This is a genomic window from Actinokineospora lacus, assembly GCF_053813445.1.
The window spans coordinates 93,689-118,420 of sequence record NZ_JBQERA010000014.1; the positions used below are offsets into that span (position 1 = coordinate 93,689).

A 24,732-nucleotide genomic window follows, 5' to 3' on the forward strand; every position below is an offset into this window, starting at 1 on the left:
ATTGAAATGGTGGACGCGCGTCGATTGATTGACGCGGAAACGGTGACGAGATGACGGTCCGCAAAGAGTCTTGAAAAGGGCTGTCAAACCTATTGCGTGACGCGCGGCGTAGAGTCATAATTGAATTGCCACCGGGGGAATCCGGAAAATACGCCGAATACCACGCCCGGCGTGAGCCATGTCCGACAGGTGGGGAGTGACACCACATGAATGCCGCTGAAATCGTTGAGTGTGACGCCGATGTGGAAACGTTCGATGACGGCGACCCATCGACCTTTGCGGTGTGTTTGTGCGGCTGGTCGGAGGTGTGCCCCGACGAGGAGGTCGCCCGCGCCGTCGCGGTGATCCACCAGCGCAACTCGGACGACGCCACCGCACGCCACAAGGCGCGGCACGACAACGACACCACCTGACAACGCCCGCACCCCCCGACCTGATCCGACCCCAGAACAGGAGCACCCGACGATGACCACGCCCACCCCGCCTGCCACGTCCGCCCCGGCATCCGCCGCCGCGCCCACCACTGCGGCGAGTGGGTCGGTGTCGCGGTTGCGCGCCGGTGAACTACGCGCGATGGTCGCCAAAGTCCTCGCCGACAACACGGGCACCGACCTCACGCCCCGCAACATCGCGCACAGGCTGAACCGGTCCTCCGGGGCGGTCGGCAACGCCTGCAAAGTGCTCGCCGACCGGGGGGAAGCCGAGATCGCCTCAACCACCCCGCTGACCTACCGGGCGACCGCGACCACGGCGTCCGCCGCCGCGCCCACGATCACCCCCGCCCCACCACGCACACCCCGCCCGAAGACCCCGAAACCGACCACCCGCACCCCGACCGCCGCGACCGCGCCCACCAAGTCCGGTGCGGGCAGGTCCACCGCCGGGTCGGCGGTGGTGGTCACCGGTCCGGTGAAACGCCCCAACGGGATGGACTACCACCCCCGCCTCGTGGCGGGGACCTCGTTGCCGGACGTGACCGCGCTGCGACGGTTGCGCGACGCCGGGGTCTCCGCACTGCTGTACGGACCGCCCGGCACGGGCAAGACCTCGGTGGTGGAGGCGGCGTTCCCGGACTGCGTCACGGTTCAGGGCGACGGGGACACCGTGGTCGCCGACTTCGTGGGCGACTACACCAAAACCCCGGACGGCGAGTTCGTGTTCGTCCACGGTCCGCTGATCCGCGCCATGCGCGAGGGCGTGCCGCTGTTCATCGACGACGCCACCCTGATCCCGCCGACCGTGCTCGCCGTGGTCTACCCCGCGATGGACGGACGCCGCCAAATCATCATCAAGGCCAACGGCGGCGAGGTCGTGGACGCCGCGCCGGGGTTCTACGTGGTCGCCGGACACAACCCCGGCGTGCACGGAGCGGTGCTCACCGACGCCCTGTCGTCCCGGTTCTCCGTGCAGGTCCAGGTGTCCAGCGACTACGACCTCGCCGACCAGTTGGGCGTGGACCGCAAGGCGGTGCGCGTGGCGCGCAACCTCGCCACCCGGCAGGAACGCGGCGAGGTCGGGTGGGCACCCCAACTGCGCGAGTTGTTGGCGTTCAAGAAGATCGCCGCCGTGTTGGGCACCGACGCCGCCGCCGGGAACCTCGTGGGCATCGCACCGGAAGAGGACCGCGCCACCGTCGCCGCCGTCGTGCGCGACGCGTTCGGGCGCACCGTCACCCCGCTCGCCCTCGGTACCCGCATCACCACCACCAAGCCCTGACCCAATTCACCGCGCGCGAACCGCGACCGTCGCGAAAGGACCCGTAACCGTGAGCACCCACTTCACCGCCGACCCGACCGCCACCGGTGCCGCCGTGTTCCCCGCCCGCCCGGAATGGCTGACCCTGTCCGCCGCCTTCGCCGACGAGGTCCCGATCATCGCCGACCGCGACGACCTCCTGGTCACCGTCGCCCCCGGCGCGGGCGGGGGTGCCCCGGCGTGTTTCTACCCCGCCCGCGCGCTGATCGAGGTCGACGGCGACCACCTCGGCGTGGACCCCGCCACCGTGGACCCCGCGAACCTGTCCGACCGCCCCCGCTACGCCCCGGCATGGGGTGCCCTCACCCACGAATGCGGACACGCCAAACACACCGCCTGGGAACCCCCGGACGACGCCCCGCCCGGCGTGGTCGCCGCCGCCATGCTGCTGGAAGAGCCCCGCATGGAAGCCGCCCAAGTCCGCCGCCGCCCGGACGACCAGCGCTGGTTGCGGGCATGCGTGCGCGGCATCGTCGCCGCCGACCTGCACCTGTACGCCGACCCCGCCACCGCCCCACAAATGACCCCCGCGCACGCCGCGCACACCGCCGCGCTGTTGCTGGGACGTGCGGACGGCGGGGTGCTCAGCCGCGCCGAGGTCGCCCCTGTCGCCCGCGTGGTCGAGGGCGTGCTCGGGGCGGAGGTGCTGGGCAAGTTGCGGGCGGTGTGGCGCACGGCGTTGCGCACCGCCGACGACGACGGCGAGACCATGATCGCCCTCGGGCGGCAATGGTGCGAGATCCTCGGCACCGACCCCGACACCCCCACCGACCCGGACCCCGGCGCGGCACCCGACCCCTCCGGAACCCCCAACCCGTCCGGTGGCACCCCCGGCACCGGTACACCCAACGCCCCCGCCGACCCGTCGCCGTTGGCGGACGCGATCGCCGCCGTGCTCAACGGGGTGGCCGCAACGGTGGCGCGGGAGAAGGCACCTGAGGACCCCGCCGCCGTCGCCGCCGCCGAGAAGGCGGCCTCCGACGCCGCCGACAAGGAGGCGCGGAAGGCGGCACGGCAGGTGTTCGCCGTCGGCGGTCCGCGCACCGGTCACACCCGGCTGGCGGGCACCCGCCCGCCCACCCCGGAGGAGCGCACCGCCGCGCGGGTGTTGGCGCGGGCGTTGGACACCGCAGGGGTGCGGGAACGAGTCGCGGTGAAGTCCACCTCGGAGGTCCCGCCGGGGCGGTTGCGGATGCGCGGGGTGCGTGCCGCCGAAGCCCAACGTGCCGCCGGGGCGGTGATGACCGCGCAACCGTTCACCCGCACCACCCGCACCCCGGTCACCGTCCCGCCGCTGCGGGTCGGGATCGCGTGCGACGTGTCCGGGTCGATGCAGTGGGCGTGTGCGCACGTGGCCTCGACGGCGTGGATTCTGGCCAACGCCGCCCGCCACACCAGGGTGCCCACCGACACCGCGAGCGTGATCTTCGGCCACCACGTGCGCCCGCTGACCCACCCCGGCCGCCCGCCCGTCGAGGTCACCGAGTTCGACTCCAACGACAACTGGGAGGACATCCCGGTCGCGTTGGACGCCCTCGACGGTGCCCTCGGGTTGTCCCGCCCCGGCGCGGCGCGGCTGCTGGTCATCGTCTCCGACGGCGACTTCCGCCACCAGCCCCGCATCGACGGGCAGCGCAAACTCGACCAGTTGCGCGCGTCCGGGTGCGCCGTGCTGTGGCTGACCACCAGCACCCACGACAGCCCCCTGGCCGGGTCCACCGTGCACGTGCTGACCGATCCCGCCACCACCGCCCGCGCCATCGGGCACGCCGCCACCGCCGCCCTCCGCGCGACCACCCGCTAGCCCCACCCGGTCCGGGGCGAGGCACCCCCGCCCCGGACCACCCACCCCGCGCCAACCCACGACCACGAGGTGACCCCGCGATGACCGACAACCGACTCGCCACCGTGGGCGACGTGATCGCCGCCCTGTCCACCTACGACCCGACCACGCTCCTGCGGATCGCCGCCCAACCCGGCTACCCGATGGAACACCACCTCGCGCGGGTGGTGTGCACCCCCGACGACGCCGAAGACAAGGGCACCCCGCCCACCGACCCGCCCGTGGTGTGGCTCGGCACCGGTGAGCAGCTCGGCTACCTCCCCGCGTCCGCCGCCGATGCCCTCGGGTGGTCGCGATGACCCCAACGCCTGCCCAAGCCCGCCCGACCGCCCCGACGACCTCACCCCTCCCGCCGATGAACCAGGAGGCCACCGTGACCACACACCACGGCGCGACGCCGACACCAGCCACCCCCACGACTTTCCCGCCCGAGACGGTGCTGCTGGCCCCCGCAGTTCCACACGCTGTGCCGATGCGCCCGCCCGCCGGGGCATGGGGGCTCGTCGTGGTCGCCGTGCGGACCACCGACGCCGCCGGAGCCCCGGTCCGCTTCACCAGGGACACGCCCGCACCCGACCCCGCGCACACCGACACCGCCGACCTGCTCGCCGGGGTGTGGCTACCCGAGCCGCCGCCCGCCACCCTGCACGCCGGGGACGTCGTCGTGCGCCCACGTGCCTCGACCACCGACCCCGCCCTGACCGATGTCGAGGTCCTCGCCGCGATGCAGGGCGAGTGGCGCACCGTGGGCACGTGGGAGGCGGTGGACGCGCGCTGGCCGCACGAGGTCGCCATGGCGGTGCTCACGAACATGCGCTACCTCGCCGACGCCGCCCTCAACGACGCCCAGCGGGCGACGCTGACCGGGCCGATCGCCGCTGCCATGCCCAACTGGCTCTCACGCGGCCTCGGGCTCGCCGGCGAGCCCGAGCCCGAGGCCGCGGCGCCTCGCCGCGCACCCGACGGCCTCGCCGAGCTGCTCGAAGCCGGACTGCTCGCCGAGGGCGAGCAGGTCGTACTCGACGGGCACACCGCCACCGTCAAGGCAGGCGGGGTTCTCCACCACGGACCCGACGAGTTCGCCGTGTCCACCGTCAACGCCCTCGCCACCCAACTCTGCGACTTCACTGCCAACGGCTGGCACCTGTGGCGATGTGCCCGTGACAACCGCCTGCTGGCCGACCTGCGCACCGAACTCGCCCTTCGCTGACATCGACCACCCGGAAGGACTCCGAGATGACCACCACGATGACCGAACGAGACGAGACCACCGGAACCAGCCCGCACCGCTACCACCACACCCGCACCGTCGAGGTCGCCGGACGCACCGTCCGAGCCCACGTCGAACGAGGCCAGTACCTCACACGAGCCGCGCCGTCGCCGAGGTTCTCAACGACCAGATGACGTGGACCAGCCTTGCCGCCGACGCACCCAGCGACTGGTGGCACGACACCCCGAGGCCAGGACCCGACATCGACGACCCCGCCCGGTTCCTCAGCCCCGTCACCGAACGCCTCCTGCAGCGCGCCGCCACGATCCTCGCCGCCCCGCCGACCACACGCACCATCTCACCGCACCTGCACGGCGCGATCAGCGCGCTACTGGCGACCAGCTACGGCTACGACGCCGAACACCGCATCGCCCCCGACGAGATCACCTGGGCCTACACCCACGGCGGTGCGCTGCACATCATCGAACACCCCGACGGCAGCGTCACCTTCACCAAAGCCCACCGCGAGGACTGCCCCTTCATCATCAGCCGAGGTGCGCAGGAATGCGACGAGAACTGCTACTTCCCACACCCCGCCGACGTCGAACGCGAACCCGGCCGATGATCCCCACGACCGCCGACTTCTACGACGAAACCGGACGCCGCGCCCGCTGGCTCGGAGCCCTCCACGGCGACGCCGACCCCGAAACCCTGCGGAGCCTCGACTCCGGCCGACTCATGCTGGAAGCCACGGACCCGACCACGTTCGCCGACGCCGTACTCGCCCTGCTCGACGCGTTCACCGAACAGAGCCTCGGACAAAACCACCATCCCCGCGACGGCTGGCCGTGGCCCTGGCCGGACAGCCGCAGCACCGACTGGATCTACACCTTCGACCGAGGGCGCGCGTGGGTGATCACCGGCCGCATTTGGAGCTACGCGATGCCGCGAGTCGACCACCCGCCACAACGACCCGCCGCGACCGGGCACACCCAGCCCGGACCCACCCAGGACCAGACCGAAAAGCACGACAACACATGCCCGACCTCCTAGACCTCACCGCACCCCGGCCGCATTGCCCGGACTGCGAAGTCGCCATCGGCCAGCCACACGTCGAGGGCTGCGACGTGGCCGTGTGCCTGCACACCGGGCTTCAACGCCTGAGCTGCGACCGCAACCACGACTGCGGCAAGGACACCTGGTCCGGCCGCTGGCCCGGCGAGACCGACTGCGAACGCCTCGGCTGGATGATCGGCCCCGGCCTACCCGACCTCCACCGGCTTCTCACCGAGGCGACGTGGAACCCCACCACCCAACAGTGGGACGCCCCCTCCTAGCCGAACCGCTCGCCAAACCCGACGGGGCGGCTACCGCACGCCCCACCCACCAGCGACCCCTACGGGTCGCTGGTCGGCCTTTCATAGCCAGCACAGACCAACGCCGCCGCGCCCACATCGACCGGCCACAATCACGGGTCGCCGCCGTCCTGGCCGCCTCTGTCGAAGGCCCCCGGCCCCAAGAAGCGCCAGAAGAAGAGGCTGGACTCGCCGGCTGAGGTTCAGTTCCTTTGACGGGCTACGGAAACGCGTTCTCGTGCTGGACATCCGCGTGGTGCCCCCCGAGGGGCTCCATATTCGCTGCGGCCCGAACCGGGACGAAGTTCTCGGCGGAAGTAGGCGCACCTGTTCGCCTGATAGCCGTCGAACGATCGCTCCACGCGACGTGCCATCGGCTTCTTCGGCGTCATCGAACTACCAAGCAGTCCAACGATCTACATCATCACGACATCCACGACAGGCCCCCGGATACGGTCCACCCGACGGAAGTTCCTGCACACCGTGGGCGACATACAACCCCGGACACCCTTAAGTAGGAACGTAAAGTCCCCGGACGTCGTCGTGCCCCCAACGATGAACCGTTGGAGGCACGTGACGACATGACCGTCCGGCAACGGGTACGGCTACTCCGTAGGCGCGACAGTCGTCGCGGCGAGGGAGTACTTCTTCGGCTTGTCACTGGTTCGCACGGCGTAGCCGCTCTCGACCAGCTTCTCCAAAGCGTTGTGTACCGCACCAGAGGATCGATTCAACGCCTTGCCGATCGCGTTCGGACCGAACTCACCCGAGTTGTCCCGCAGGTAGTCCTCGACTATGCCGCGCAACGCTCCCGGTGCCAACCGCTGAGACTTCTCCGACTGCTTCCCCGGATCGACGTCGGTCGGCTGGTCGTCCGTGGGCTGGTCGTCCGTGGTGATGGACCAGCGGTCAGCGGGGCGGGAACCGCCGTCGGCGATCCCGGAGGTGCGGGTAACGAGGCCGTCCTTCTCCCAGCGAGTGAGGATCTTGGGTGCGGTCGACTTGCCGATCCCGGCGGCGGTGGACAGGGCGGTGGCGGTGCTGCCGGGGTTGTTCCTGAGTGCCTGCCACAGCTTCTCCTCGGTCTCCGTGCGCGGCTTCGCCGGGTCGGTCGCCGATGCGGGGACGGCTCGAAGGGTGCGGTTGGTGGACATGACTACCTCGCAGCGGTGTCGTTTCAGATTGGGTGGTCATACCCCGGCCGGAGCGGGTGCAGCCCCCGGTGCGCATCCGGTGGGTGTGTCGGGCCGCACGACTATGGACGCTTCCTTCGGCGCATGAAGTCAAGTGGTACATCGAAAAACCCTTATCTCCTGTGGACATACGCCCGCATCGCGTTACGTCGTTAGTACAAACCGGTCCACTTCGCGCCCGTACCACCCATGGGCGTTGACACCTCCGCGCGCACGAAGCGTCCATACACGTCGACCGACCACAACCGTTGGAACCAAGGATGGTTGACCGAATGCTCGACCTGAACGAACTCGCCACATCCGCGCGCCCGGCCGCGGCGGGATTGCGGCTCCCGCAGCTCGGACTCGCTCCTTGGACGGATCGACGAGTCCACGCCGGTCCGAAGGACAAGCCGTTGCTCGGCGGCGAGCGCGTGAACTTCCTGCGCCGGTGACACCCACCACTCGACCACCCCGACTCGAAGGGCACCGCCATGACCGCCGAATCCGATGCCGTTCCGCCCCACCAGCACGCCGCTGCCGCGCCGAACACCGCCCTGCCACCCGACGACCCCCGCCACGTGTCTCACGCCGCCACAAGCCGACGAGGAGACGGCGTTGTTGCGGCGGGAAGGGCTGCCCCGCCGACGCGACCGTGCGCGTGCCGTCGCTGGGCCCCACGCCGATGCGCGTCCCGGGCAACGCCTGGGCGATGCTCGTGCTCGCCGTGGACATCCTCGGCGAGGTCGACTCCGACACCGCCGGACAGGTCGCCTTGTTCGCCGGGACCTGGCTCGCCGACCAACCACCCGCCGATCTCCACGACGGCGACCTCGTCATCCGCCCACTCCCACCCGAGCAGGCCGGGCGACAACCACGCCGCCGACCCGGAGGTGCTGCTGGCCTACCGAGGCCGGTGGATGCCCATCGGTCGCTGGGCGGGATTGGACGAACGCTGGCCGTGGACCCTCGCGCCCACGGTCGCCGCCACGATGCGCCTCTACATCGACGCCGCCGAGACGCTCAGCCGCGACGTGGTGTTGACGTCCGAGCGCCCCGGATCCTCGCCGCTGCGCTGGGCGGGCACGGTCCTGAGCGGTCTGATGGCGGCCCACCTGGTGACCTACGGCGAGGAACTCGTGTGGGAACGCTGCGCGGGCCAGGTACGCCACACCGCTCGACTGAGGATCGACGGCACCTTCCTCCTCGCGGACGGCGAACGGGTCTTCGCCACCCCGTCAGCCACCGCGACCGCCCTGAGCGGCAAGCCCCACCACGGCTGGAACGCATGGCGACGCACCTCCGACGGTCGCTCTCTGGCCGACCTGCGCGCCGACCTCCGCGCCCGACGGGGCCGCTAACCCACGCACCACTCGACACCACTCCGAGCCATCAACGCAGCGTCGGACCGCCCGACCGTGGGTGGGCGGTCCAACGGCGTTCACTCGCGAAGGACTCGTCATGACTGAACCTGACGTCCCGGCGAACCTGCAGGTCATATGGGGCGCGCGGGTCGAGATCGAACGCGGCTACCGGTTGGAGGCGATCGCCGTGGCACTGTCCAACGACATCGCCGAGCTACGCGAGGACGGCGGCCTCCCCGAGCACATGCACACCCGCATCACCGTGCTGCCCCAGCACCGACTGCTGGAGATCCGGGTCGAAGGCCTGTCCGTTGAGACCGACCCGGACCGCACCACCAGCCGCGAGGTGATGAACACGCTGTTCGAGCTGGCCAGCGACCACAACATCATCACCCTCGATACCGTCTCCCCGCCGTTGTTCACCCAGCGGATCGTGCTGGTCGATCCCTACGGCCAGCCCTTCGCCGCCAAGGCAGGTACGGGCATGGGCGAACCCGAACCGTTCACGCCGGGCACGCGAAGCTAGTGTCCTGAGTCGGTAGTTCGTTGGTAGTTATAGGGTGTGGCGGTGCCGAGCCCGAAGCTTGATCCGGTGGTGTTGTCCGACGAGGAGCGTTCGGTGTTGTCCGGGTGGGCGCGGCGTCGGAAGACCGCGCAGGCGCTGGCGTTGCGGTCGCGGATTGTGTTGCGCTGTGCCGAAGGTGGCTCGATCGGTGAGGTCGCCGCGGTGGTGGGTGTTTCGCGGAACACGGTGTCGAAGTGGCGGTCGCGGTTCGTGGCTGACCGGGCTCGACGGGTTGTCCGACGAGCCCAGGCCGGGTCGACCACGTGTGATCACCGACAACAAGGTCGACGAGTTGATCGTCAAGACGTTGGAGGAGACGCCGGGGCAGGACACCCACTGGTCGACCCGGTCGATGGCCCGCTCGATCGGGCTGTCGCAGTCGGCGGTCTCGCGGATCTGGCGGGCGTTCGGGCTCAAACCGCACGCGATCGAGACGTGGAAGCTCTCGACCGATCCGCAGTTCGTGGACAAGGTCCGCGACGTCGTCGGCCTCTATTTGGCGCCACCGGAGAACGCGCTGGTGCTCGCCGTCGACGAGAAGTCCCAGATGCAGGCGATCGACCGGACCGCGCCGATCCTGCCGCTCATGCCCACCACCCCGGCGCGGATGACCCACGACTACGTGCGCCACGGCACGACCAGCCTGTTCGCCGCCCTCGACCTCGGCAGCGGATCGGTCATCGCCCAGCACTACCGGCGCCACCGCCACCAGGAGTTTCTCCGGTTCCTGAAGTTGATCGACACCGCGGTGCCCCAAGACCTCGATCTGCACCTGGTGCTGGACAACCACGCCACCCACAAGACCCCCAAGGTCAAGGAATGGCTGATCCGCCACCCCCGGTTCCACCTGCACTTCACCCCCACCAGCGGGTCCTGGCTCAACCTGGTCGAACGCTGGTTCGCCGAACTGACCAACCGCAAACTGCGCCGCTCCGCCCACCGCTCGGTCACCGAACTCGAAGCCGACGTCCGCCGCTGGATCAACGACTGGAACGCCGACCCCAAGCCATTCGTCTGGGCCAAGACCGCCGACCAGATCCTCGACACCCTCACCGCATACTGCACGCGAATTAACGACTCACGACACTAGCGGTACTTGACACTGGCCTGCGTTGCAGTGTTCTGGCCGCGAGGACAGCCCTCGATGAATTCGCCGATTTTAATGTTTTGGCAGATCCACGTGCGGTAGCTGTCCACCCTCGTCATGACACGAGGAGTCCTGGAATGACAGCGCTCGCCCGTGAAGGAGATGATGCCGATCAGCCTGCGATCAACGGGACTGATGGCAGGTCCTCCATCATCGCCGCTGCAGAAACCTTTGATGTACGTCGAACCTGAAACCGCGCAGATCATCGTAGGCGTGATGCGGGCGCCGAACCAGTTTTTGCACGTGTTGAGGGGAGTCAGGGAAACGGTGACAGCCTCCGATAGGGTAGACGAAATTGAGTCGTCGTCCAGATAGCGCCCGGCACCCCAGCCGGACACGGTAACCGGTCCTGAATCGAGGGCTTTCGCGGTGCCCAGCTGCACGGCCATGACGTTTTCATTCATCTTCGCATGCGCAGGGAGCTTGATCACCGCGATGTCATTGAGTAAAGTCAGTCGATCGAAACCTGGGTGCACTACCCAATCGCTCTTCGTAACGGAAACAATTTGCGTGTTGGTTAGCATGGGCCTGCTTCGGTCGAACAACCCGAGGAAAATTTTCCCCTGCGACCTCTGGTCAAGGCAATGTGCGGCGGTAAGTACCGTGGATTGAGAGACGAGGGTGGCGCCGCACCAGTGCGAATCGTCGAGGTTCAATCCAACCAGGTACGGGGTCCGTTCGCGAAAGATCGTCGTCGGACGCTCTGTGTCAATGATGGCCTGCGCCTGAGGAACACCGATCAGCGATGCGATCACAGCAGCCACCAGTAACGTGACCGGGCGACTCGTCCACTTCATACCGTCCACTCCCTGCTCGGCATGATGGCGCATGCGGACATGACACCACCATCGATGACGTCGGAACTGTTTCGTGCGGCGATGGCACCGATGCCGACAACATCGGGCCGCGCCGAACGGTCAACGAGTTCAAGATAATGATGGTGGATGGAGTGAGCGCAGGGAACTCACCAGACGACGGTCCACCGATTGGGGTACCTGGCCACAGGATGCCATCACAGCCACCACCACACCCCTCGGATGGCGAGCGACTCAGCCAGGCATCGCTGGAGCGGTCGAGCACATGCTTACCGCTCGGCGGGTGATGTGGGCCGGGTCCCGCTGTTCGAGGCTACTCTCGCCGACTGCGAACGGGTGCGTGGTCATGAGTATCTGACAACGACAGTCGTCCGCTAGAATTTGGCACTCTTGCGAGTTTAGCGTTGTTGCTCGGACGTCAGAGCGCAACGCTGACGTCCACTCATGGGCATGAGAGCGCGTTTCGGTTAGAGACTTGTTTGCGGTAAATAGTCAGGTGTATATTTAGCGGTCAAGTGCGCGGAAGCTGCGCCGCTGTAGGTTCCGCGCACAGATGACCGATTTTGTCCAAGTGGCCTGCGGATTCCGCGCTACTTGAACACCGCGTCGTGATGGTTTCTCCGGGCTTGTTGAGCATGCTCGCTGCTTCCTGCGGCTGCGTGTGGCCTATGGAGAGTCCCGAGCTGCAGGTTTCCGTGGCACCTGATCAGTTGGTCATGTCGTGGTAATCTATCGCTGAAAGTGTTCAAATACGTGCGGAACCTACACCGCGATAGAGGCTGCTGGGCGGGTCGCCCCGGCGTAGTCGTCGCCGTTGTACCGGTATTTGTCGATCTGTACCGGTTGGCCGAAGGTCGGTGCGTTGATCATCAGTCCGCCGCCGATGTAGAGGCCGACGTGGTGGATGTTGCCGGGTGTGCCGTAGAAGACGAGGTCGCCCGGTAATAGCGGCTGCCCGGCCGGGACGCGCGGGCCTGCGTTGAACTGGGTTTGGGCGGTGCGGGGCAGGTTCACTCCGGCGGCGTCGTAGGCGGCCTTGGTCAGTCCGGAGCAGTCGAAGCCAGCGTGTCCGCCGTCGGGGCCGTTGCCGCCCCACACGTAGGGCAGTCCTCGTTGTCCGCAGGCGTAGTTGATGGCGGCGAGGGTGATGGCGTTGGGGGCGTGTATGGCGTTGCAGTCGCCGTTGCCGACGCCGCTCGCGGCGGCCTCGGCGTACTTGCCGGCCTGTTCGAGCACCATGTCGACGTACCAGTCGGCGTGGTTGTAGGCGAAGATCGCCGCCCGCAGGTCGCCTCGTCGTACTCCGTTGTCGCAGAGCAGGAAGGCGGCGGCGTGGATGGCGTCGTGTGGGTTGTACCGCGAGGGCGGGCTGGCGCCGCCGGGTGGGATCCGGTGTGCGGCGATGACGCCGTTGAAGGTCGGGGCGAGGAACTGCATCGGCCCGCCTGCCCCGGCGTAGTTCTCGCCCTCGGTCACGCCGGGTGCCTTCAGTCGGCCGTGGTCGGTCTCGACTTTGCCGATCGCGGCGAGCACGGTCCAGTCCAGGCCGGGGCAGTGCGGGGCCGCGGTGACGTAGAGCAGGCAGTAGTCGGGTGGGATGTCGGCGATCGGTGTCGTGCAGTTGATGGTGGTGTTCGAGGAGCTGCCGAACAGCGCGTCCACCACAGCACTGACGCTTTGGCCGATCATGACGGGGATGAGCAGCAGGATGGCCGCGGCTCCGATGGCGATCTTGGCGAGCACGCTCTCACCACCTTCCCGGTCGGCCCGCCCCGCGTGGCGCCCGCGGGCTATGTGAGGTGGGCGGCATCGGCGAGGGCGGCGGCGACATCGGTTGCGGCGAGTCGACTCCCGTCGAGGTCTCCTCGGTGGGCGTGACCGGCGGCGGCACGTGCGGCCAGGCGGCGGGCAATCCCGACAGCGCTCGCCGGGACGCTCCGGCGGCTGCGGTCAGCGGTAGCCAGACCTCGTCGGCAGGGCTTGGATGGCTGGTCTCGGGGTTGAGCAGCTCGGCCGCCGCGGTGGCGATGGGCACCGAGCGTCGGTCGTCGAGCTCGCGCCACGCCTTCGCCAGCATCCGACGGGCGGTGGCCTCGCGCCGCGAGGTCGGCAGCCACACCAACAGCGGCGTGGTGATACCGGTGGCGTGCGCGAGGGCGGCGTAACCGGCCAGTTTCCCGGCGAGCTTGCTCAGCGGCTCGGTGCCGAAGTCGTACTCGAGAAACCACTCGACCTGCCGGTCACCGTGCTGGTCGTGGTGGCGCCAGCGGCCGTAGCCATCGGGTTTGATCAGGTCGCCGAAGTGGCGGGCGCAGCGGGTCTCCGACCACCACGCCGCCAGCTCGACCTGTTCGCTCGCGTGGGGGTGGCGGGCGCGGTCGACCAGGGCGGTGAACCACTCGTTGACCCCGATGGTGTGGGCCAGGCGCAGGCTGTGGGCGACGCCGAAGACCCGGTCGTGTCGGTAGCCGAGTTCCTTGACGTCCAGGCCGTCCTCGGCGGCGAGCACCGCCGCGCCGGCGGGCGCCAGGACGTAGTGCATGGGCGCGGTGCCGAGGGTGACGAACGGCTGGAACCGGTCGACGACACCCCACAGGTAGAGCTCGCGCAGCCGCATCCGCCCGGATCGGAAGCTGGGGAAGGCGAGTGCGGTGATCTGGTGGGCGGTAAGGACTTTGTGTTCCCAGAGCATCCGGGCGATCCACTTGTCGCGCGGGGTCAGCCGCCACGCCAGCACGGCTTGGTGCTCGGCGGTGTTCGCGACACGCGGGGTGGGCCGGGTCGGCTTGTGGCCGCGCAAAGCGCGCTGGCGGGTAGGATTGGTGATCATGTTGGGCGCCTCCGGACATACGGTGCCAATTGGTGATGCTGGATGTAACAACCACTGCCGTTGCATCGACATGTTGGTAAGTTCCGCCAGTCGAGCATGAAGGGATGGCTGATGTTGACCTGCACTTTTGTCGACATTTCCTATAGTGACGATATGAGGCCCGTTCAGGTTGAGTTAGATAAAATGAGTCAAGCTGGATGGAGTTTGGTATCAACGGACGTCACTCGATACTTTTCTGGACAATGGTTTTTGCGCTACACCATGTGGTGGCAACGCTGATTCCAAATCACCCGGCGCGGCGAGGGTCGGACTCGCGCGGCCGCGCGACGGGCTCGTTCCGATTCGCGACCCGCGACGGACTCGAAGGACTGTGAGGTGCCTTGGTGGCGGCGCCATCGGTCGCGCGAGTGCGAGCCGTGCGGCGCGCGATGCTGCGGATCTCTCGTGCCCGTCCGGGGACGGCGGGCGGGAAGGGCTGGGTGAGCATGGTGAACGGCTGCACTTCCTCGCCGTTGAGCACCAAGCGCACAGCCGCGTGATAGACGCCGAGGTGAGCGAGATCGTGGTCGGACAACCGGGGCGCGGTGTGGCGGGACAACTCGCGCGAGTCCTCCGGGCTCGCGTTGAAAAAGATCTTCGAGCGGGCGTTGGTCGACATGCCCTCCCGCAGTTCGCGGGGAAGCTGGCCGAGGTGCTGGTGGGCCAGGGTCATCGCGACCCGGAAACCGCGAGCCTCGGCGAGCATGTCCTCGATCGGATAAGGCAGGTTCAAGAAGTTGTGACACTCGTCGATCACCATCGAGGCGTCCCGGCGTTGCCGTTGCGGTGTCCGCGCCCGGCCGGTCGTGGCCTGCCAGGTCCGCGCGACCACCAACGACCCGACCAGCCGTGTGGTCTCCTCGCCCAGTGAGCCCTTCGGGATGCGCACCAGGCAGATACCGCCGTCGAGAACCTGACCCATGTCCACTGTGGAGTGCCCGCCCGCGATCGCATCGCGCACGAACGGCCGCAACAGGAAAGCGCGCAGTTTGTTCATCAGTGGACTGATGACCTGGCTACGGCTGGAGTCGGTGAGTTCCTCGTACCAGGACCAGAACCCGCGCAGCACGGGGTCGGTGATCCCGGCGGTGACCCGACTGCGGAACGCGGGGTCGGCCAGCAGCTTGGGCAGGTCCACCAGCGTGGCGACGCCATCCTGGGCGCGCAGGGTGAGGCAGGCGGCGCGCATGACGTCGTCGGTACGCGGTCCCCAGAACGCCGAGTAGACCCGGCGGAAGACGCTGACGAGGTTGTCTACGGTCAGGTCGGTCTCGCCGCCGTCGAGGGGGTTGAGGCAGGGTGGCCGGGACTTGCTGTCGGCGTCGAAGACCACGACTCGTTCGGCTGCCGAGCGTGGAAGGCGGGACAGGACGTCGGTGACGAGGTCGCCCTTGGGGTCGATGAGCACGATGCCGCGGCTGGCCTCGGCGTCGGCGAGGATCATGTTGCCGAGCAGGGTGGACTTGCCGGAGCCGGTGGCGCCGATGACGTGCAGGTGGTGGCGGGCATCGGGCACGCGCAGCGCGACGGGCCGCTGGTGGCCGGTGTCAGTGACCCCGAGTGGTTTGGCCTTCGGGCCGGGAGTGGCGATGCCCGGTGGGGGTGCGATGGCGCGGGCTCCGGCGCGTTGGATACCAGGGATGGCCTCGTCGGTGGGCAGGTGCGCGATCGCCGCCAGTTCGGGCACCGACAGCAGGTCGCCGCGTCCGAGCCGACGGGAGTCGATGACGCGGCCGGGGTGGCGGAGGTGGTGGCGGGTGTAGTGGTTGTGCTCGGTGTAGGAGGCGAACGAGGCCGCCAGGGCGTGGGCCCGGCCGCGGGCGACCTCCCGTGCCCGGCGGGCCTCGTCGGCGTCGGTGTCAGCTGAGAGCAGGGTCGCCACGGCGTAGCGGACGACGGTCTCGAACTGGCTGCCGCGCTGCTTGCCCACGATGGCCCGATTTTGCGCGGCGTATTCCAGCGAGGTTTGCGGGTCGCTGTGCAGGGTGCCGGTCGTCGTTCGTGCCGATGTTGAACGTCGGGTGCGGTTACCGGGGGTGATGGCGGCGGTGAGGATGTCGAGCAGGCGACCGACCAGGCGGGTCGAGCCGCCGGTGTGGACTCGTCGGGCGGCGCGCCGGGCGCGTTGAACGCGGCGGTCGGTGACCGGGCGGGCCAGCACCTGTACGCAGGCGTACTCGGCACGTCCGAGCCCGACCGGCGCGCCGATCAGCGCGCGGATCGGGTCGGCGTCGAAGGCGCTGCGGATGGGCAACGCCTCGGGGCGGGCCAGCCGTAGCTCGCCGCCGACCACCAGGCGCCGCTGCCCCTCGCCTGGTGTCGGCAGCGGGGGCTCGGCCGGGCCGACGCGGGTGTGGGAGCCGGGCCAGGCCGCCTCCACGGCGCGTTCGACCAGGCCGGGTGGGATGACGCCGGGGACCCACAGCCGGATCGCGACCCCGGCTTCGGAGAACACGTACTCGCACGCCACGTGCGGCTGGCCGGTGAACGCCCGCCGCCACCCAGGGCGCAGCAGCCCGACGAGGTTGGCCCACAGTGCCGACCCGCCCGCGGGGTCCACGGTGGGTGGGGCGAGCACGGTGACCTGACGGGCGTCGGCCAGCAGCAGCTCGTGGCAGCGTCGGCCCCACCATCGCCGGCCGAGCACGATCCCGGTGACGAGCACCGCGAGGACCGGCGCCGCGACCGGGCCCCAGTCCAGGGCGAGGTCCCGCAGCCGGGCCAGCAGCGCGAGCAGCGCGCCGCCGGGATCGCGCAGGTAGTCCTCCATCCACCCGGCGGCGGCCTGGGTCGAGTGCGTGGGTGCGGCGGTGGGAAGTGGTTCTGGTGGCTGGTCGAGGGCAGGCAGTACCCATGTGCGTGTTCGGGGCAGCATGAACGAGTCCCTTCACGGGAGAGGTGCGTACGAGGTGTGTGGTGCGCGCCCGCTCAGGCGGCGTCGAGGTGGACCTGGTCGTCGCCGGAGTCGGAGCCGAACTCGTCTCCGTGGAAGCCCAAGTCGACGAATGCGGCCTCGGCCTCGTCGACCGGTTCGGCGGTGCTGGCGTAGGCGGCGAGTTCGGCCGGGTTGCTGGTGACCAGGTAGTGCTCGGTCGGTGAGGCGATGCTCTGAAACGCCACCCTTTGTGTGCCCGCCGACAGCAGGCCTTGGCCACGGTCGGCGGAGAGCAGGAACGCTCGTTCCCCGGCGGAGAGGTCGAAGGTCTGGGTGATCTCGTCGATGGCCTGGGACGCCTGGCGCAGCAGGATCTGGGTGGCCGCGTTCGCCACGACGGCCTTGCCGAGGTCGCTGCCGAGGACGTCGGCGGTGTCCTGGGTCGCGACCGTCAGCCCGGCCCAGTGCTTGCGGGACGCCTTGGCCATGCGGAACAGGAACTCGGCGCCGGAGGTCTCCTTCATCAGCAGCCACGCCTCGTCCACCACGACCAGGCGTGGGCGGCGGATGGCCGGGTTGGACACCCGCCGCCACACCGCGTCCAAGGTCAACAGCGTGCCGACGCCTTTCAGCTCGTCGGGCAGGTCGCGCAGGCTGAACACCACGAGGTGCCCTTCGGGGTTGACGCTGCTGGGCCCGTCGAACAGTTGCTTGAACGCGCCCTCGACGAACGGGTGCAACCGAGCGGCGAGCTCGCCCGCGGCCCGGTCGCCGGCCTGCCCGGCGCCCGCGAGCTGGTCCCGCAAGACCCGCAGCGTCGGGGACGGCCGGGTCCACGTGCGCGCGTCGGCGGTGATGCCCACGCTCTGGTACGTGGCGGCGATCGCCCGGTCCAGCGCCGCCCGTTCCGCCGCCTCCAGCTCGCCACCGATGAGGACGGCGATGACGGTGTGCAGGAACAAGCTGCGCCGGACGAGCGCGTCTTTCGGGGCGGTGCGGCGGCCGTCGGCGCGGGTGTGGATGGGCAGGTCGAAGGGGTTGAGGCGGACGCCGCGCGCGCCGAGGTGGACGTAGGTGCCGCCGACCGCGGCGGCCAGGCGGGCGTATTCGTCCTCGGGGTCGACGACGGCGATCTCGATGCCGCGGTACAAGCTGCGCAGCAGCTCCAACTTCACCAGATACGACTTGCCCGCACCGGAGCGACCGAGGATCACGCTGTTGTGGTTGTGCATCCCGTCGCCGAACCGATCCCAATGCACCAGCCCCTGGCTGCCGACGTTGTAGCCGTAGAGCACCCCGGATGGTGCCGCGACCGAGGTGGGGTCGGGGGCGGGCAGGTCCGGGCTGGTGAACGGGAACGCCGCCGCCAACGCGCTGGTGTCGAACGTCCTGCGCATCCCGATGAGGTCCAGGCCCATCGGCAGCGTCGACACCCAGCCCTGCAGGGACCGGTAGGTGGTGTGCTTGGCGTCCAGCAGCAGCGAGGCGCACAGCGACCGCAGCGCGGCCACCTCATCCGTGAGCGCCTTCTCAGTGGCGGCGTGGATCGTCAGGTACAGCCCGACCCGGAACAACTTTCCCTCTCCGCGGGCCACCCTTGAGCTGAGGTCGTAGGCGTCCTCGGTGGCGGCTTCGATCTGCGGGTCGAACAGGCGGCCGTGCTCGGCGGTGTGACGTCGCCCGGCCTCCAGCTTCGCGAGCTGTTTCTTGAGCCGGGAGGCGGCGGTGGCGGGGTCGATCGGTTCGATGTGCACCGAGACGTCCAGGCGGCCGGGGTAGGTCAGCAGCGGGGTGAGCCAGCCGGGGTGCACCTCGCGCGGGAAGCTGACCACGGCGAAGCTGGCGACCCATTCACCGCCGACCTCCAGGTGCCGTGCGGCTACCGACAGGGCGTCGGGGGTGAACGCGGCGGCTGCCGATGAGGCCGTCGCCGGGGCGGCCAGCCTGTGGTTGCCACGGGTCTTGCGTGTGCGGGAGGCCATCAGGACCGCCCCCTCTCGTCCTCGTAGTCGTCCGGGTACTCGTCGTCCTCGTAGTCCCAGTCGTCGCGGTACTCGTCGCTGTTCTTCGGTTGCCCCGACGGCGCGCGGCTGGGCGCCGTGGTGCTGTGCGCGAAGTAGGAGCCGTCGAAGTCATCTACGAGGTCGTCCTCTGCGAGGTCTGCGCCGGAGGTGGTGGTGATGACCTCGTCCGCGCCGGCCAGCCCCGCTGAGGGCGGCAGCAGGCTGTCGGGATTGCACGCGGAGGCCAACACCGCCGTGGCCTGGCTCGCGTCGAGCGGGGTGACCACGATCCCGGCCGGGGACAGCAGCTCGATTGCCTCGCCGAGACGGCGCACCAGCCGCGACTCCGCCGCTCGGCGGGCACCGGCGTCGATCTGTCCGCCCGCCTGCGTGCGGCGCTTGCCCGCCATAGACCCGAGCACCGCGAGCGGGCCGGGCCCACCCAAACCATCGGTTGGGACTGCCGGCTGCAGGCCCTCGCGCAGGACGAGCAGCACTTGGCGGCGCAGCAGGTCGGATTGCTGCCCAAGCTGGATCAGGTAGTCGGCGTGCTCGAGCGCGGCGGCCTCCAGCGCCGGGTGTGGCAGTCCACCCGCGCGCTCGCGTAGTTCGGCGATCTGGGTGGAGAGGTCGAGGCGTTCGGTGCGCACGAGCACCTGCACCGGGGCGGTCAGGGAGTGCAGGTAGCGGCCGAACGAGGCGACCAGTGCTTCCTGCTCGTTCGCCGTGCGCAGCGCGAAGTTCACCGTCGAGGCGACCGCGACCACCGCCAACCCGTCGGCGCCGAGGTCGACCACTCCGGTCTCGGTGACGGCCTCGGCCGGCAGTCGCAACGCCGAGGGCGACACCTGTTCGGTCTGCCCGGTCCGGCCCTTGCCGTTCTTGCGGCGACCTGCGGTCTGTCCCGTGGTCCGGTCGGTGTCCGGGGTGAGCCAGGCAGGTGCCGGGCGCACGCCCTCCGGGGCAGCGACCCGGTGCCGGGGTGCGACCCGTTGCCGGATCGCGGCGACGAGCAGCTTGTCCATCGGAACCCCGTCGCGCTTGCCCAGCGCGAGCATCGCCGAGGCCGCGCCGACCGGGACCGCGAAGGCCAGGAACACCGGGATCGACACCAGCGCGCGGGTAGCCACCCAGATCAGATAGAGCACCGCCCCGGCGGCGGACAGGATGGCCAGTTGACGTGCGGTCAGCGGCCCAAGAATGCGGTCGTGCATGTCGACATCGGCCGGGATACGAACGGGAGCGGTCATGAGGTCTTACCTCCTGGTTTGGGCCTCGGCCGCGCCGGTGGCGGCGGTGGTGACGGTGGTGAGCTGAAGACCGGCCGCGTCGTCGTGGGTGGTTTGGCGGGTTTGGGCAGGTCCAGCGGCAGCCGCAACTGCTGTCCCGCGCGCGGCGCGGGGCGAGGCGGTGTCACTGGTGCCGCCGATGGCGGAGCGGCCGCGGGCTTGGGGACGGGAGTCCGGCGCACGCTGTCCAGCGGCAGCGGGTACTGGCCGCCGCGGGTCGCCCGGTTGCCCTTGTACGGGTCGAAGGGCAGCTCCGGCTGGACCACCCGACGCCCGCTCGGTCGTGGACTCGGTGGAGGCGGCGGACTCGCCGGGCGGGGCACTCGACGTACCCCGTCCAGGGGCAGCGGGTACTGCCCGGACCTGTTCGGGCGGTTGCCCTGGTAGGGGTCCAACGGCAACTCGAGTTGCTTGCCCCCGGCTGTGCGGGTGCGCCGACCGCCGGTGTCGGTCCCGGTGGGTGAGGCCGGTGGTGGCGTGGTGCGCTGGACGTCCAGGGGCAGCCGGTACTGCCCGTCGCGGCCGAGCACTGGCTTGTTCTCCGGCCAATCGTTCCCCAACGGCAGCACCAGCTGGCGGCCCTGCGAACCGGAGGACTTCGGGGTCGGACCGGACGTCGGCTTCGGCGCGGGCTTGCCTGTCGGGCGGGTGCGGCGTACGCCGGGCAGCGGCAGGACGTACTGCCCGCCTCCGGTGGTGCGCGCGTTGGCGTACGGGTTCGACGAACCGCCGCCGCTGGAAGCTCCACCACCGTTGCCGCCCCGGCCGCCGCCCGAGGGGCGGGGCTTCGGGCTCTTGCCCCCGCCGCTCCCGCCACCGCGGAGCAGACCGAAGGTTTTGTAGACGAGGAAGCCCTTGACCAGCGACCCGATCAGTCCGCTCCGGCCGCTCCCGCCGCGTACTGAGGACAGCACCCAGAAGGGGATTTTGAACAGGATGTATATCAGCGCGAGTGCGACCAGGAGGTTGATCAGACCGGAGGTGGTGGGGCCGAAGAGGGTGAAACCGCCGGGGGCGAGGAACACCTTCATCGCGGTGATCAACGTCAGGCTCTGGCCGAGCTGGATGGCGAGGCAGCCGCCGTAGGCTTTCCACCACCAGTAGGCGATGCCCTCGGTCTGGGGCAGGGCGTGGAACATCAGCGCCAGTGGTGCTCCGGCGATGAGGATGATGGTCAGCGCGACGCGCACCACGTAGGTGATGAGCAGCGCGACGAGCATTCCGGCGAGGAAGATGCCGATGAAGATGATCCAGATGCCGCCGTTGAGGCTGCCGAGCACGAGGTTGCGCAGCGTCTCGCCCGCGGAGTTCGCGTCGACTCCGCCGCCCATGATGGCGGCGACGAGGGCGTTGGCGATCTGGATGCCCTTGGTCGCCACCCACAGCGACAGTGCCCCGGCCAGGAACCCGATGACCAGGCGTGGGGTGAGTTCCTTGATGGAGTGTCGGGTCTGGACGGTTTGGTAGCCCATCGCGATGACCCCTGCGAGGAGGACGAGCAGGCTGTAGGAGATGAGCAGGATCTGCCAGGAGTTGTCCCACAGCTCGCCCACCCGCGGTAGCGAGTCCGGCATCGGCGTGGTCAACAACGTGCGCGAGAGCAGGTCCAGTAGCGGGTTGAGTGCCTCGGTGACGATGCCGCGGAAGAAGGCGTTGATGGCCTCGGTGATGCAGGCGCCGATGTCGGTGATGCCGCAGTCGTCGGCCGGGTCCTCGCCCTGGCCGGGTTGCCCGGTTCCGGGGTTGCTCGGTGGCGTGGTGGTGGTGCCGGGCTGGGGGATGCAGCCCTCACCGGAGCACGGTGCTGTTGGGGTCGTGCTGCCGGTGGGTGCACACGGCTGCAGCGGCAGGGTCGGGTCGCACGGCGGCAGGGGCGGGACCTCGGTCGGCAGCGGCAGCCCGGTCATCGGAGGTGTCGTGGTCGGCGTCGGCAGGGTGCAGATGGGCAGCGGCGGCGAGCCTGGACCGCAGGGGTCCGGGTCGACCGTCGGGATCGGGATCGGCGGCTGGTTGGTCGGCGGCGCGGGCTGCGCCGCGGCAGCCAGGACCACCGGTGTAGCCGAGTCCGGACTGAACGCTGCCGAGGCGAGGGTGCTGCCCAATAGGACGACCAGGCTCACCGCCAACGCCACCAGCGCCCGGCTCCGCGAGAAGCGAAAGAATCGCCCGATCCGCCGGGCCCGCCGAGGGCTCGCGACCGGAGGCGCGAGCATCTCCCGGCGGTCCGCCGACACCGATCCGCTTCGCGCGGTGGGCGTTGTGTCGTGCGGTGAGCTGACAGTGGGGACCGATGCACGGCGTGGGGCAGACCTGACCGGCCTGTTCGGCGGGCGCATCGCCTCAGGCCCCCACGATGCCCTTGAGCACCGTCACGACCAGTGGTGCGAGCGCGGCCAGGGCGTAGCCGATCCCGGCCGCCTTGAAGCACTCTTTGGCCTTCTCCTGCTCGCCGGGGTCACCGCCGCCGAACACGCGGCGAACACCGCCGATGGTGAGGAACACCGTGGCCAGCCCGGCGAGGATGCCCATCAGCCAGTTGCGGATGTTGGTCAGGACCTCGTCGACGCTGCCCGCGATCGCGAGGACCACGGTGTCGGCGTGCGCTGTCGCACCAGAGGTCAGCAGCGCTACCACGACCAGTTCGGCGATCAGCATCATGCGACGGCGGATGCTGCTGCGGCGGTCGCTACGCCTATCAGAGATCGGAGGTGTACTGCCGTTGCTGGTCGGCCGCCGCTGGCTCGCGCACATCGGTCTGTGGGCCCGCGAGGTCACCTCACGGCGGCGGAGGACAACCCTGTGGTGAGGACGGTTGTCACCGGGCCGGCTGTGGTGACGAGGACGAACTGGGGTGCGAGTCAGGCGCATCGCGACGCTCCCGGAGTCGTGCCCGACGGCCGCTGTGGCGAGTGCTGTGTGGACTCGCGCGGCGGGGTGGGCGAAGAGGTGGTGTGCGCGGGGGTGGCTGGTGTCTTCCCGCACCCCTGAACTCCGGAAAATCGGCCCTGTGGGGACACGCGGTCGCCGACTTTCTTCGCCGTGCGCGCTGCCAGATCAGTGACACTGCGTGATGGCAAGGTGGCGGTGGTCGTGTGCTGGGCGGCGGCGGTGATGGTCACCGCGTCGGCCACCTGGGTCGCCACGTCGCCCTCGTGCGGACCGGCGTGTGGGGTGTCGGTGGTGTCCGCGAGGTCATTGAGCAGGTAGGCGACCAGGCGGTGCTCGGCGCGTTGGCGCGCCTTCTTCGCCGCTTGGTAGGAGAGGTTGCATTCGGTCGCGGCGTCGGCCATGGCCACGCCTTCCAGCCGGGTGGAGCCGATGAGTTCGGCCTCGGCGGCGGTGATCGCGTGCTCGGCGACGGCGCGGGCGAGGACGAAGTCGGGGTGGCCCCACGGGGGCGGCGGCGGCGTCGAGCGGAACCCGTGCCCTGAGGGCACCGGCGCGTCCAGCGCCTCGCGCACGCACGCGTGGCCGGCGCGGTAGGCGGCCCACCGCAGACGCAACATGACCCGCGGGCGGCGCAGGTCGATCTCGCCGAGCTCGGCGACGAAACCGGCGAGCACCGCGGCGTGGATGTCGCTCGGGTCACCGGCGAAGCGCGCCGACAAGGTGGCGGCGATGGAGGTCAGCGCGGGCAGCGCGACCCCGACCGCGCCCACGGTCCAGGTGCTGCCCTCGGTGCGGGCGAGCAGGACCAGGTGCGCCCACGCCGCGTCCCGCAGCGTCTGCGGGCAGCGGCGGCGCAGCAGCCGGGCGCGCAGCTCGTTCAGCGGCACCCGGCGCGCCGGAAGACCGGGGAACAACCGGCCGTCCACCGAGACCGGGTGCGGTCCGGCGACCAGCCACTCGAACGCCGACCGCGCCGCGTCCAGCGGCATGGAGTCGCGCTCGAAACCGGAGCGCGGAATAGCCTCACGTGAACTCATGGAATGGCTCCCGAAAGCAAGTCGGAATCAACGACTTGCCCAGGACGCCACGGCGGGTGGTACCAACCGATGACCAAACTGGTACCGAACTAGTACCGCAGAGGTACCGGCGATCTTCACGGCCGCGCCGCAGGCACCACAAGATCCACTCAGGCTGCCATTGTGAATCACCGAGCATGTGTGTCGAGATCAAATCGACTTGTCCGGTAGTACCCGCCTAGCTGGGAGTATGAGTTCCCGGTACTAGTTCGGTACCAGTTTGGTCATAGCCGTGAGCGAGTAGTAACGCGCTGCTGTCAGTCGGGAGCGCCCGCGATCTCCGGCGGATCGGAAAAAGCGCTCGGTCCCCTTCTTTCGGACCCGCCGCCTCTCCCTGTGCGGGCACGCGCGCGCGAACGTTTCCCGGATATTCGCGCCGTGGAATCCGGTGGAGAAAAGTTGGCAGGGGCGTGTCCCCAAAGGGGCTGTATTTCGGAGTTCAGGGGTGTCATCAGCGCCTCGCACCGACAGGCGCACCCAGTTTGGCGAAGGGACACCCGTGACC

General features: G+C 69.5%; 22 protein-coding genes and 1 pseudogene. 13 read left to right on the forward strand and 10 right to left on the reverse strand.

Annotated features, from left to right (window positions below; all coding sequences use genetic code 11):
• The first annotated feature begins 206 nt into the window (after positions 1 to 206).
• The 9 genes from ACTG9Q_RS28330 to ACTG9Q_RS28370 all read left to right on the forward strand — a co-directional run bounded on the left by ACTG9Q_RS28330 (position 207) and on the right by ACTG9Q_RS28370 (position 6,145).
• Positions 207 to 413, forward strand: a complete 207-nt coding sequence (locus tag ACTG9Q_RS28330) for a hypothetical protein (protein ID WP_455575977.1) — start codon at positions 207 to 209, stop codon at positions 411 to 413.
• 52 nt (positions 414 to 465) lie between these two features.
• Positions 466 to 1,716, forward strand: a complete 1,251-nt coding sequence (locus ACTG9Q_RS28335; protein WP_455575978.1) for an AAA family ATPase — start codon at positions 466 to 468, stop codon at positions 1,714 to 1,716.
• A 49-nt stretch (positions 1,717 to 1,765) separates the two neighbouring features.
• Positions 1,766 to 3,559 (forward strand): hypothetical protein, encoded by a 1,794-nt coding sequence (locus ACTG9Q_RS28340; RefSeq protein WP_455575979.1) that lies wholly within the window; start codon positions 1,766 to 1,768, stop codon positions 3,557 to 3,559.
• A gap of 80 nt (positions 3,560 to 3,639) precedes the next feature.
• Positions 3,640 to 3,897: a hypothetical protein gene (locus tag ACTG9Q_RS28345; RefSeq protein ID WP_455575980.1), complete on the forward strand. Its 258-nt coding sequence runs from the start codon at positions 3,640 to 3,642 to the stop codon at positions 3,895 to 3,897.
• A gap of 74 nt (positions 3,898 to 3,971) precedes the next feature.
• Entirely contained in the window at positions 3,972 to 4,808 is an 837-nt protein-coding gene (locus tag ACTG9Q_RS28350) for a hypothetical protein (protein ID WP_455575981.1), read from the forward strand.
• 26 nt (positions 4,809 to 4,834) lie between these two features.
• Positions 4,835 to 5,002 carry a hypothetical protein gene (locus ACTG9Q_RS28355; protein WP_455575982.1) on the forward strand — a complete coding sequence of 56 codons (168 nt, stop codon included), beginning with the start codon at positions 4,835 to 4,837 and terminating at the stop codon, positions 5,000 to 5,002.
• Positions 4,999 to 5,433 carry a hypothetical protein gene (locus tag ACTG9Q_RS28360; RefSeq protein WP_455575983.1) on the forward strand — a complete coding sequence of 145 codons (435 nt, stop codon included), beginning with the start codon at positions 4,999 to 5,001 and terminating at the stop codon, positions 5,431 to 5,433. Before ACTG9Q_RS28355 ends, ACTG9Q_RS28360 begins: the two co-directional genes overlap by 4 nt.
• Complete coding sequence (locus ACTG9Q_RS28365; protein WP_455575984.1) at positions 5,430 to 5,861, forward strand: hypothetical protein; 432 nt, start codon at positions 5,430 to 5,432, stop codon at positions 5,859 to 5,861. The genes ACTG9Q_RS28360 and ACTG9Q_RS28365 overlap by 4 nt, the downstream gene beginning before the upstream one ends.
• Positions 5,846 to 6,145: a hypothetical protein gene (locus ACTG9Q_RS28370; RefSeq protein ID WP_455575985.1), complete on the forward strand. Its 300-nt coding sequence runs from the start codon at positions 5,846 to 5,848 to the stop codon at positions 6,143 to 6,145. Before ACTG9Q_RS28365 ends, ACTG9Q_RS28370 begins: the two co-directional genes overlap by 16 nt.
• A gap of 623 nt (positions 6,146 to 6,768) precedes the next feature.
• On the opposite strand, the gene ACTG9Q_RS28375 is transcribed toward ACTG9Q_RS28370, so the two are convergent.
• On the reverse strand, positions 6,769 to 7,317 hold the full coding sequence (locus ACTG9Q_RS28375) for a hypothetical protein (RefSeq protein ID WP_455575986.1): 549 nt from the start codon (positions 7,315 to 7,317) through the stop codon (positions 6,769 to 6,771).
• A gap of 311 nt (positions 7,318 to 7,628) precedes the next feature.
• Here ACTG9Q_RS28375 and ACTG9Q_RS28380 point away from each other — a divergent pair, with 311 nt between their 5' ends.
• The 4 genes and pseudogenes from ACTG9Q_RS28380 (at position 7,629) to ACTG9Q_RS28395 (ending at position 10,354) form a co-directional block, all read left to right on the forward strand.
• A complete protein-coding gene (locus ACTG9Q_RS28380) occupies positions 7,629 to 7,790 on the forward strand; it encodes a hypothetical protein (protein ID WP_455575987.1) in 162 nt (53 codons plus the stop codon).
• Between the two features lie 465 nt (positions 7,791 to 8,255).
• Entirely contained in the window at positions 8,256 to 8,696 is a 441-nt protein-coding gene (locus ACTG9Q_RS28385) for a restriction system modified-DNA reader domain-containing protein (protein ID WP_455575988.1), read from the forward strand.
• Positions 8,697 to 8,796: 100 nt separating this feature from the next.
• The gene (locus ACTG9Q_RS28390; protein WP_455575989.1) at positions 8,797 to 9,225 is read left to right on the forward strand and encodes a hypothetical protein; all 429 of its coding nucleotides are present in this window, start codon (positions 8,797 to 8,799) and stop codon (positions 9,223 to 9,225) included.
• Positions 9,226 to 9,261: 36 nt separating this feature from the next.
• Positions 9,262 to 10,354: pseudogene (locus tag ACTG9Q_RS28395) on the forward strand (IS630 family transposase).
• Here ACTG9Q_RS28395 and ACTG9Q_RS28400 read toward each other — a convergent pair.
• From ACTG9Q_RS28400 to ACTG9Q_RS28440, 9 genes are all read right to left on the reverse strand, one after another.
• Complete coding sequence (locus tag ACTG9Q_RS28400) at positions 10,351 to 11,241, reverse strand: serine protease (protein ID WP_455575990.1); 891 nt, start codon at positions 11,239 to 11,241, stop codon at positions 10,351 to 10,353. The pseudogene ACTG9Q_RS28395 and the gene ACTG9Q_RS28400 overlap by 4 nt on opposite strands.
• Before the next feature lie 747 nt (positions 11,242 to 11,988).
• A complete protein-coding gene (locus ACTG9Q_RS28405; protein ID WP_455576067.1) occupies positions 11,989 to 12,915 on the reverse strand; it encodes a C40 family peptidase in 927 nt (308 codons plus the stop codon).
• A 58-nt stretch (positions 12,916 to 12,973) separates the two neighbouring features.
• Complete coding sequence (locus ACTG9Q_RS28410; RefSeq protein WP_455575991.1) at positions 12,974 to 14,056, reverse strand: replication-relaxation family protein; 1,083 nt, start codon at positions 14,054 to 14,056, stop codon at positions 12,974 to 12,976.
• 286 nt (positions 14,057 to 14,342) lie between these two features.
• Positions 14,343 to 16,865, reverse strand: a complete 2,523-nt coding sequence (locus ACTG9Q_RS28415; RefSeq protein ID WP_455576068.1) for a type IV secretory system conjugative DNA transfer family protein — start codon at positions 16,863 to 16,865, stop codon at positions 14,343 to 14,345.
• A 158-nt stretch (positions 16,866 to 17,023) separates the two neighbouring features.
• Entirely contained in the window at positions 17,024 to 18,952 is a 1,929-nt protein-coding gene (locus ACTG9Q_RS28420; RefSeq protein WP_455575992.1) for a VirB4 family type IV secretion system protein, read from the reverse strand.
• The gene (locus tag ACTG9Q_RS28425) at positions 18,952 to 20,223 is read right to left on the reverse strand and encodes a PrgI family protein (protein WP_455575993.1); all 1,272 of its coding nucleotides are present in this window, start codon (positions 20,221 to 20,223) and stop codon (positions 18,952 to 18,954) included. The genes ACTG9Q_RS28420 and ACTG9Q_RS28425 overlap by 1 nt, the downstream gene beginning before the upstream one ends.
• Positions 20,220 to 22,313 (reverse strand): hypothetical protein, encoded by a 2,094-nt coding sequence (locus tag ACTG9Q_RS28430; RefSeq protein ID WP_455575994.1) that lies wholly within the window; start codon positions 22,311 to 22,313, stop codon positions 20,220 to 20,222. Before ACTG9Q_RS28430 ends, ACTG9Q_RS28425 begins: the two co-directional genes overlap by 4 nt.
• Before the next feature lie 289 nt (positions 22,314 to 22,602).
• Positions 22,603 to 22,920 (reverse strand): pilin, encoded by a 318-nt coding sequence (locus ACTG9Q_RS28435; RefSeq protein ID WP_455575995.1) that lies wholly within the window; start codon positions 22,918 to 22,920, stop codon positions 22,603 to 22,605.
• A gap of 200 nt (positions 22,921 to 23,120) precedes the next feature.
• Positions 23,121 to 24,188, reverse strand: a complete 1,068-nt coding sequence (locus ACTG9Q_RS28440; protein WP_455575996.1) for a hypothetical protein — start codon at positions 24,186 to 24,188, stop codon at positions 23,121 to 23,123.
• Positions 24,189 to 24,732: the final 544 nt, after the last annotated feature.

Bases quoted from the DNA above. Each gene is read 5' to 3' on its own strand.
- ACTG9Q_RS28335 (WP_455575978.1), top strand. From the start codon at position 466: ATGACCACGCCCACCCCGCCTGCCACGTCCGCCCCGGCATCCGCCGCC.
- ACTG9Q_RS28370 (WP_455575985.1), top strand. From the start codon at position 5,846: ATGCCCGACCTCCTAGACCTCACCGCACCCCGGCCGCATTGCCCGGAC.
- ACTG9Q_RS28380 (WP_455575987.1), top strand. From the start codon at position 7,629: ATGCTCGACCTGAACGAACTCGCCACATCCGCGCGCCCGGCCGCGGCG.
- ACTG9Q_RS28390 (WP_455575989.1), top strand. From the start codon at position 8,797: ATGACTGAACCTGACGTCCCGGCGAACCTGCAGGTCATATGGGGCGCG.
- ACTG9Q_RS28415 (WP_455576068.1), bottom strand. From the start codon at position 16,865: ATGGAGGACTACCTGCGCGATCCCGGCGGCGCGCTGCTCGCGCTGCTG.
- ACTG9Q_RS28440 (WP_455575996.1), bottom strand. From the start codon at position 24,188: ATGAGTTCACGTGAGGCTATTCCGCGCTCCGGTTTCGAGCGCGACTCC.
- ACTG9Q_RS28330 (WP_455575977.1), top strand. From the start codon at position 207: ATGAATGCCGCTGAAATCGTTGAGTGTGACGCCGATGTGGAAACGTTC.
- ACTG9Q_RS28425 (WP_455575993.1), bottom strand. From the start codon at position 20,223: ATGACCGCTCCCGTTCGTATCCCGGCCGATGTCGACATGCACGACCGC.
- ACTG9Q_RS28345 (WP_455575980.1), top strand. From the start codon at position 3,640: ATGACCGACAACCGACTCGCCACCGTGGGCGACGTGATCGCCGCCCTG.
- ACTG9Q_RS28405 (WP_455576067.1), bottom strand. From the start codon at position 12,915: ATGATCGGCCAAAGCGTCAGTGCTGTGGTGGACGCGCTGTTCGGCAGC.
- ACTG9Q_RS28355 (WP_455575982.1), top strand. From the start codon at position 4,835: ATGACCACCACGATGACCGAACGAGACGAGACCACCGGAACCAGCCCG.
- ACTG9Q_RS28365 (WP_455575984.1), top strand. From the start codon at position 5,430: ATGATCCCCACGACCGCCGACTTCTACGACGAAACCGGACGCCGCGCC.
- ACTG9Q_RS28375 (WP_455575986.1), bottom strand. From the start codon at position 7,317: ATGTCCACCAACCGCACCCTTCGAGCCGTCCCCGCATCGGCGACCGAC.
- ACTG9Q_RS28420 (WP_455575992.1), bottom strand. From the start codon at position 18,952: ATGGCCTCCCGCACACGCAAGACCCGTGGCAACCACAGGCTGGCCGCC.
- ACTG9Q_RS28410 (WP_455575991.1), bottom strand. From the start codon at position 14,056: ATGATCACCAATCCTACCCGCCAGCGCGCTTTGCGCGGCCACAAGCCG.
- ACTG9Q_RS28400 (WP_455575990.1), bottom strand. From the start codon at position 11,241: ATGCGCCATCATGCCGAGCAGGGAGTGGACGGTATGAAGTGGACGAGT.
- ACTG9Q_RS28385 (WP_455575988.1), top strand. From the start codon at position 8,256: ATGCCCATCGGTCGCTGGGCGGGATTGGACGAACGCTGGCCGTGGACC.
- ACTG9Q_RS28435 (WP_455575995.1), bottom strand. From the start codon at position 22,920: ATGATGCTGATCGCCGAACTGGTCGTGGTAGCGCTGCTGACCTCTGGT.
- ACTG9Q_RS28360 (WP_455575983.1), top strand. From the start codon at position 4,999: ATGACGTGGACCAGCCTTGCCGCCGACGCACCCAGCGACTGGTGGCAC.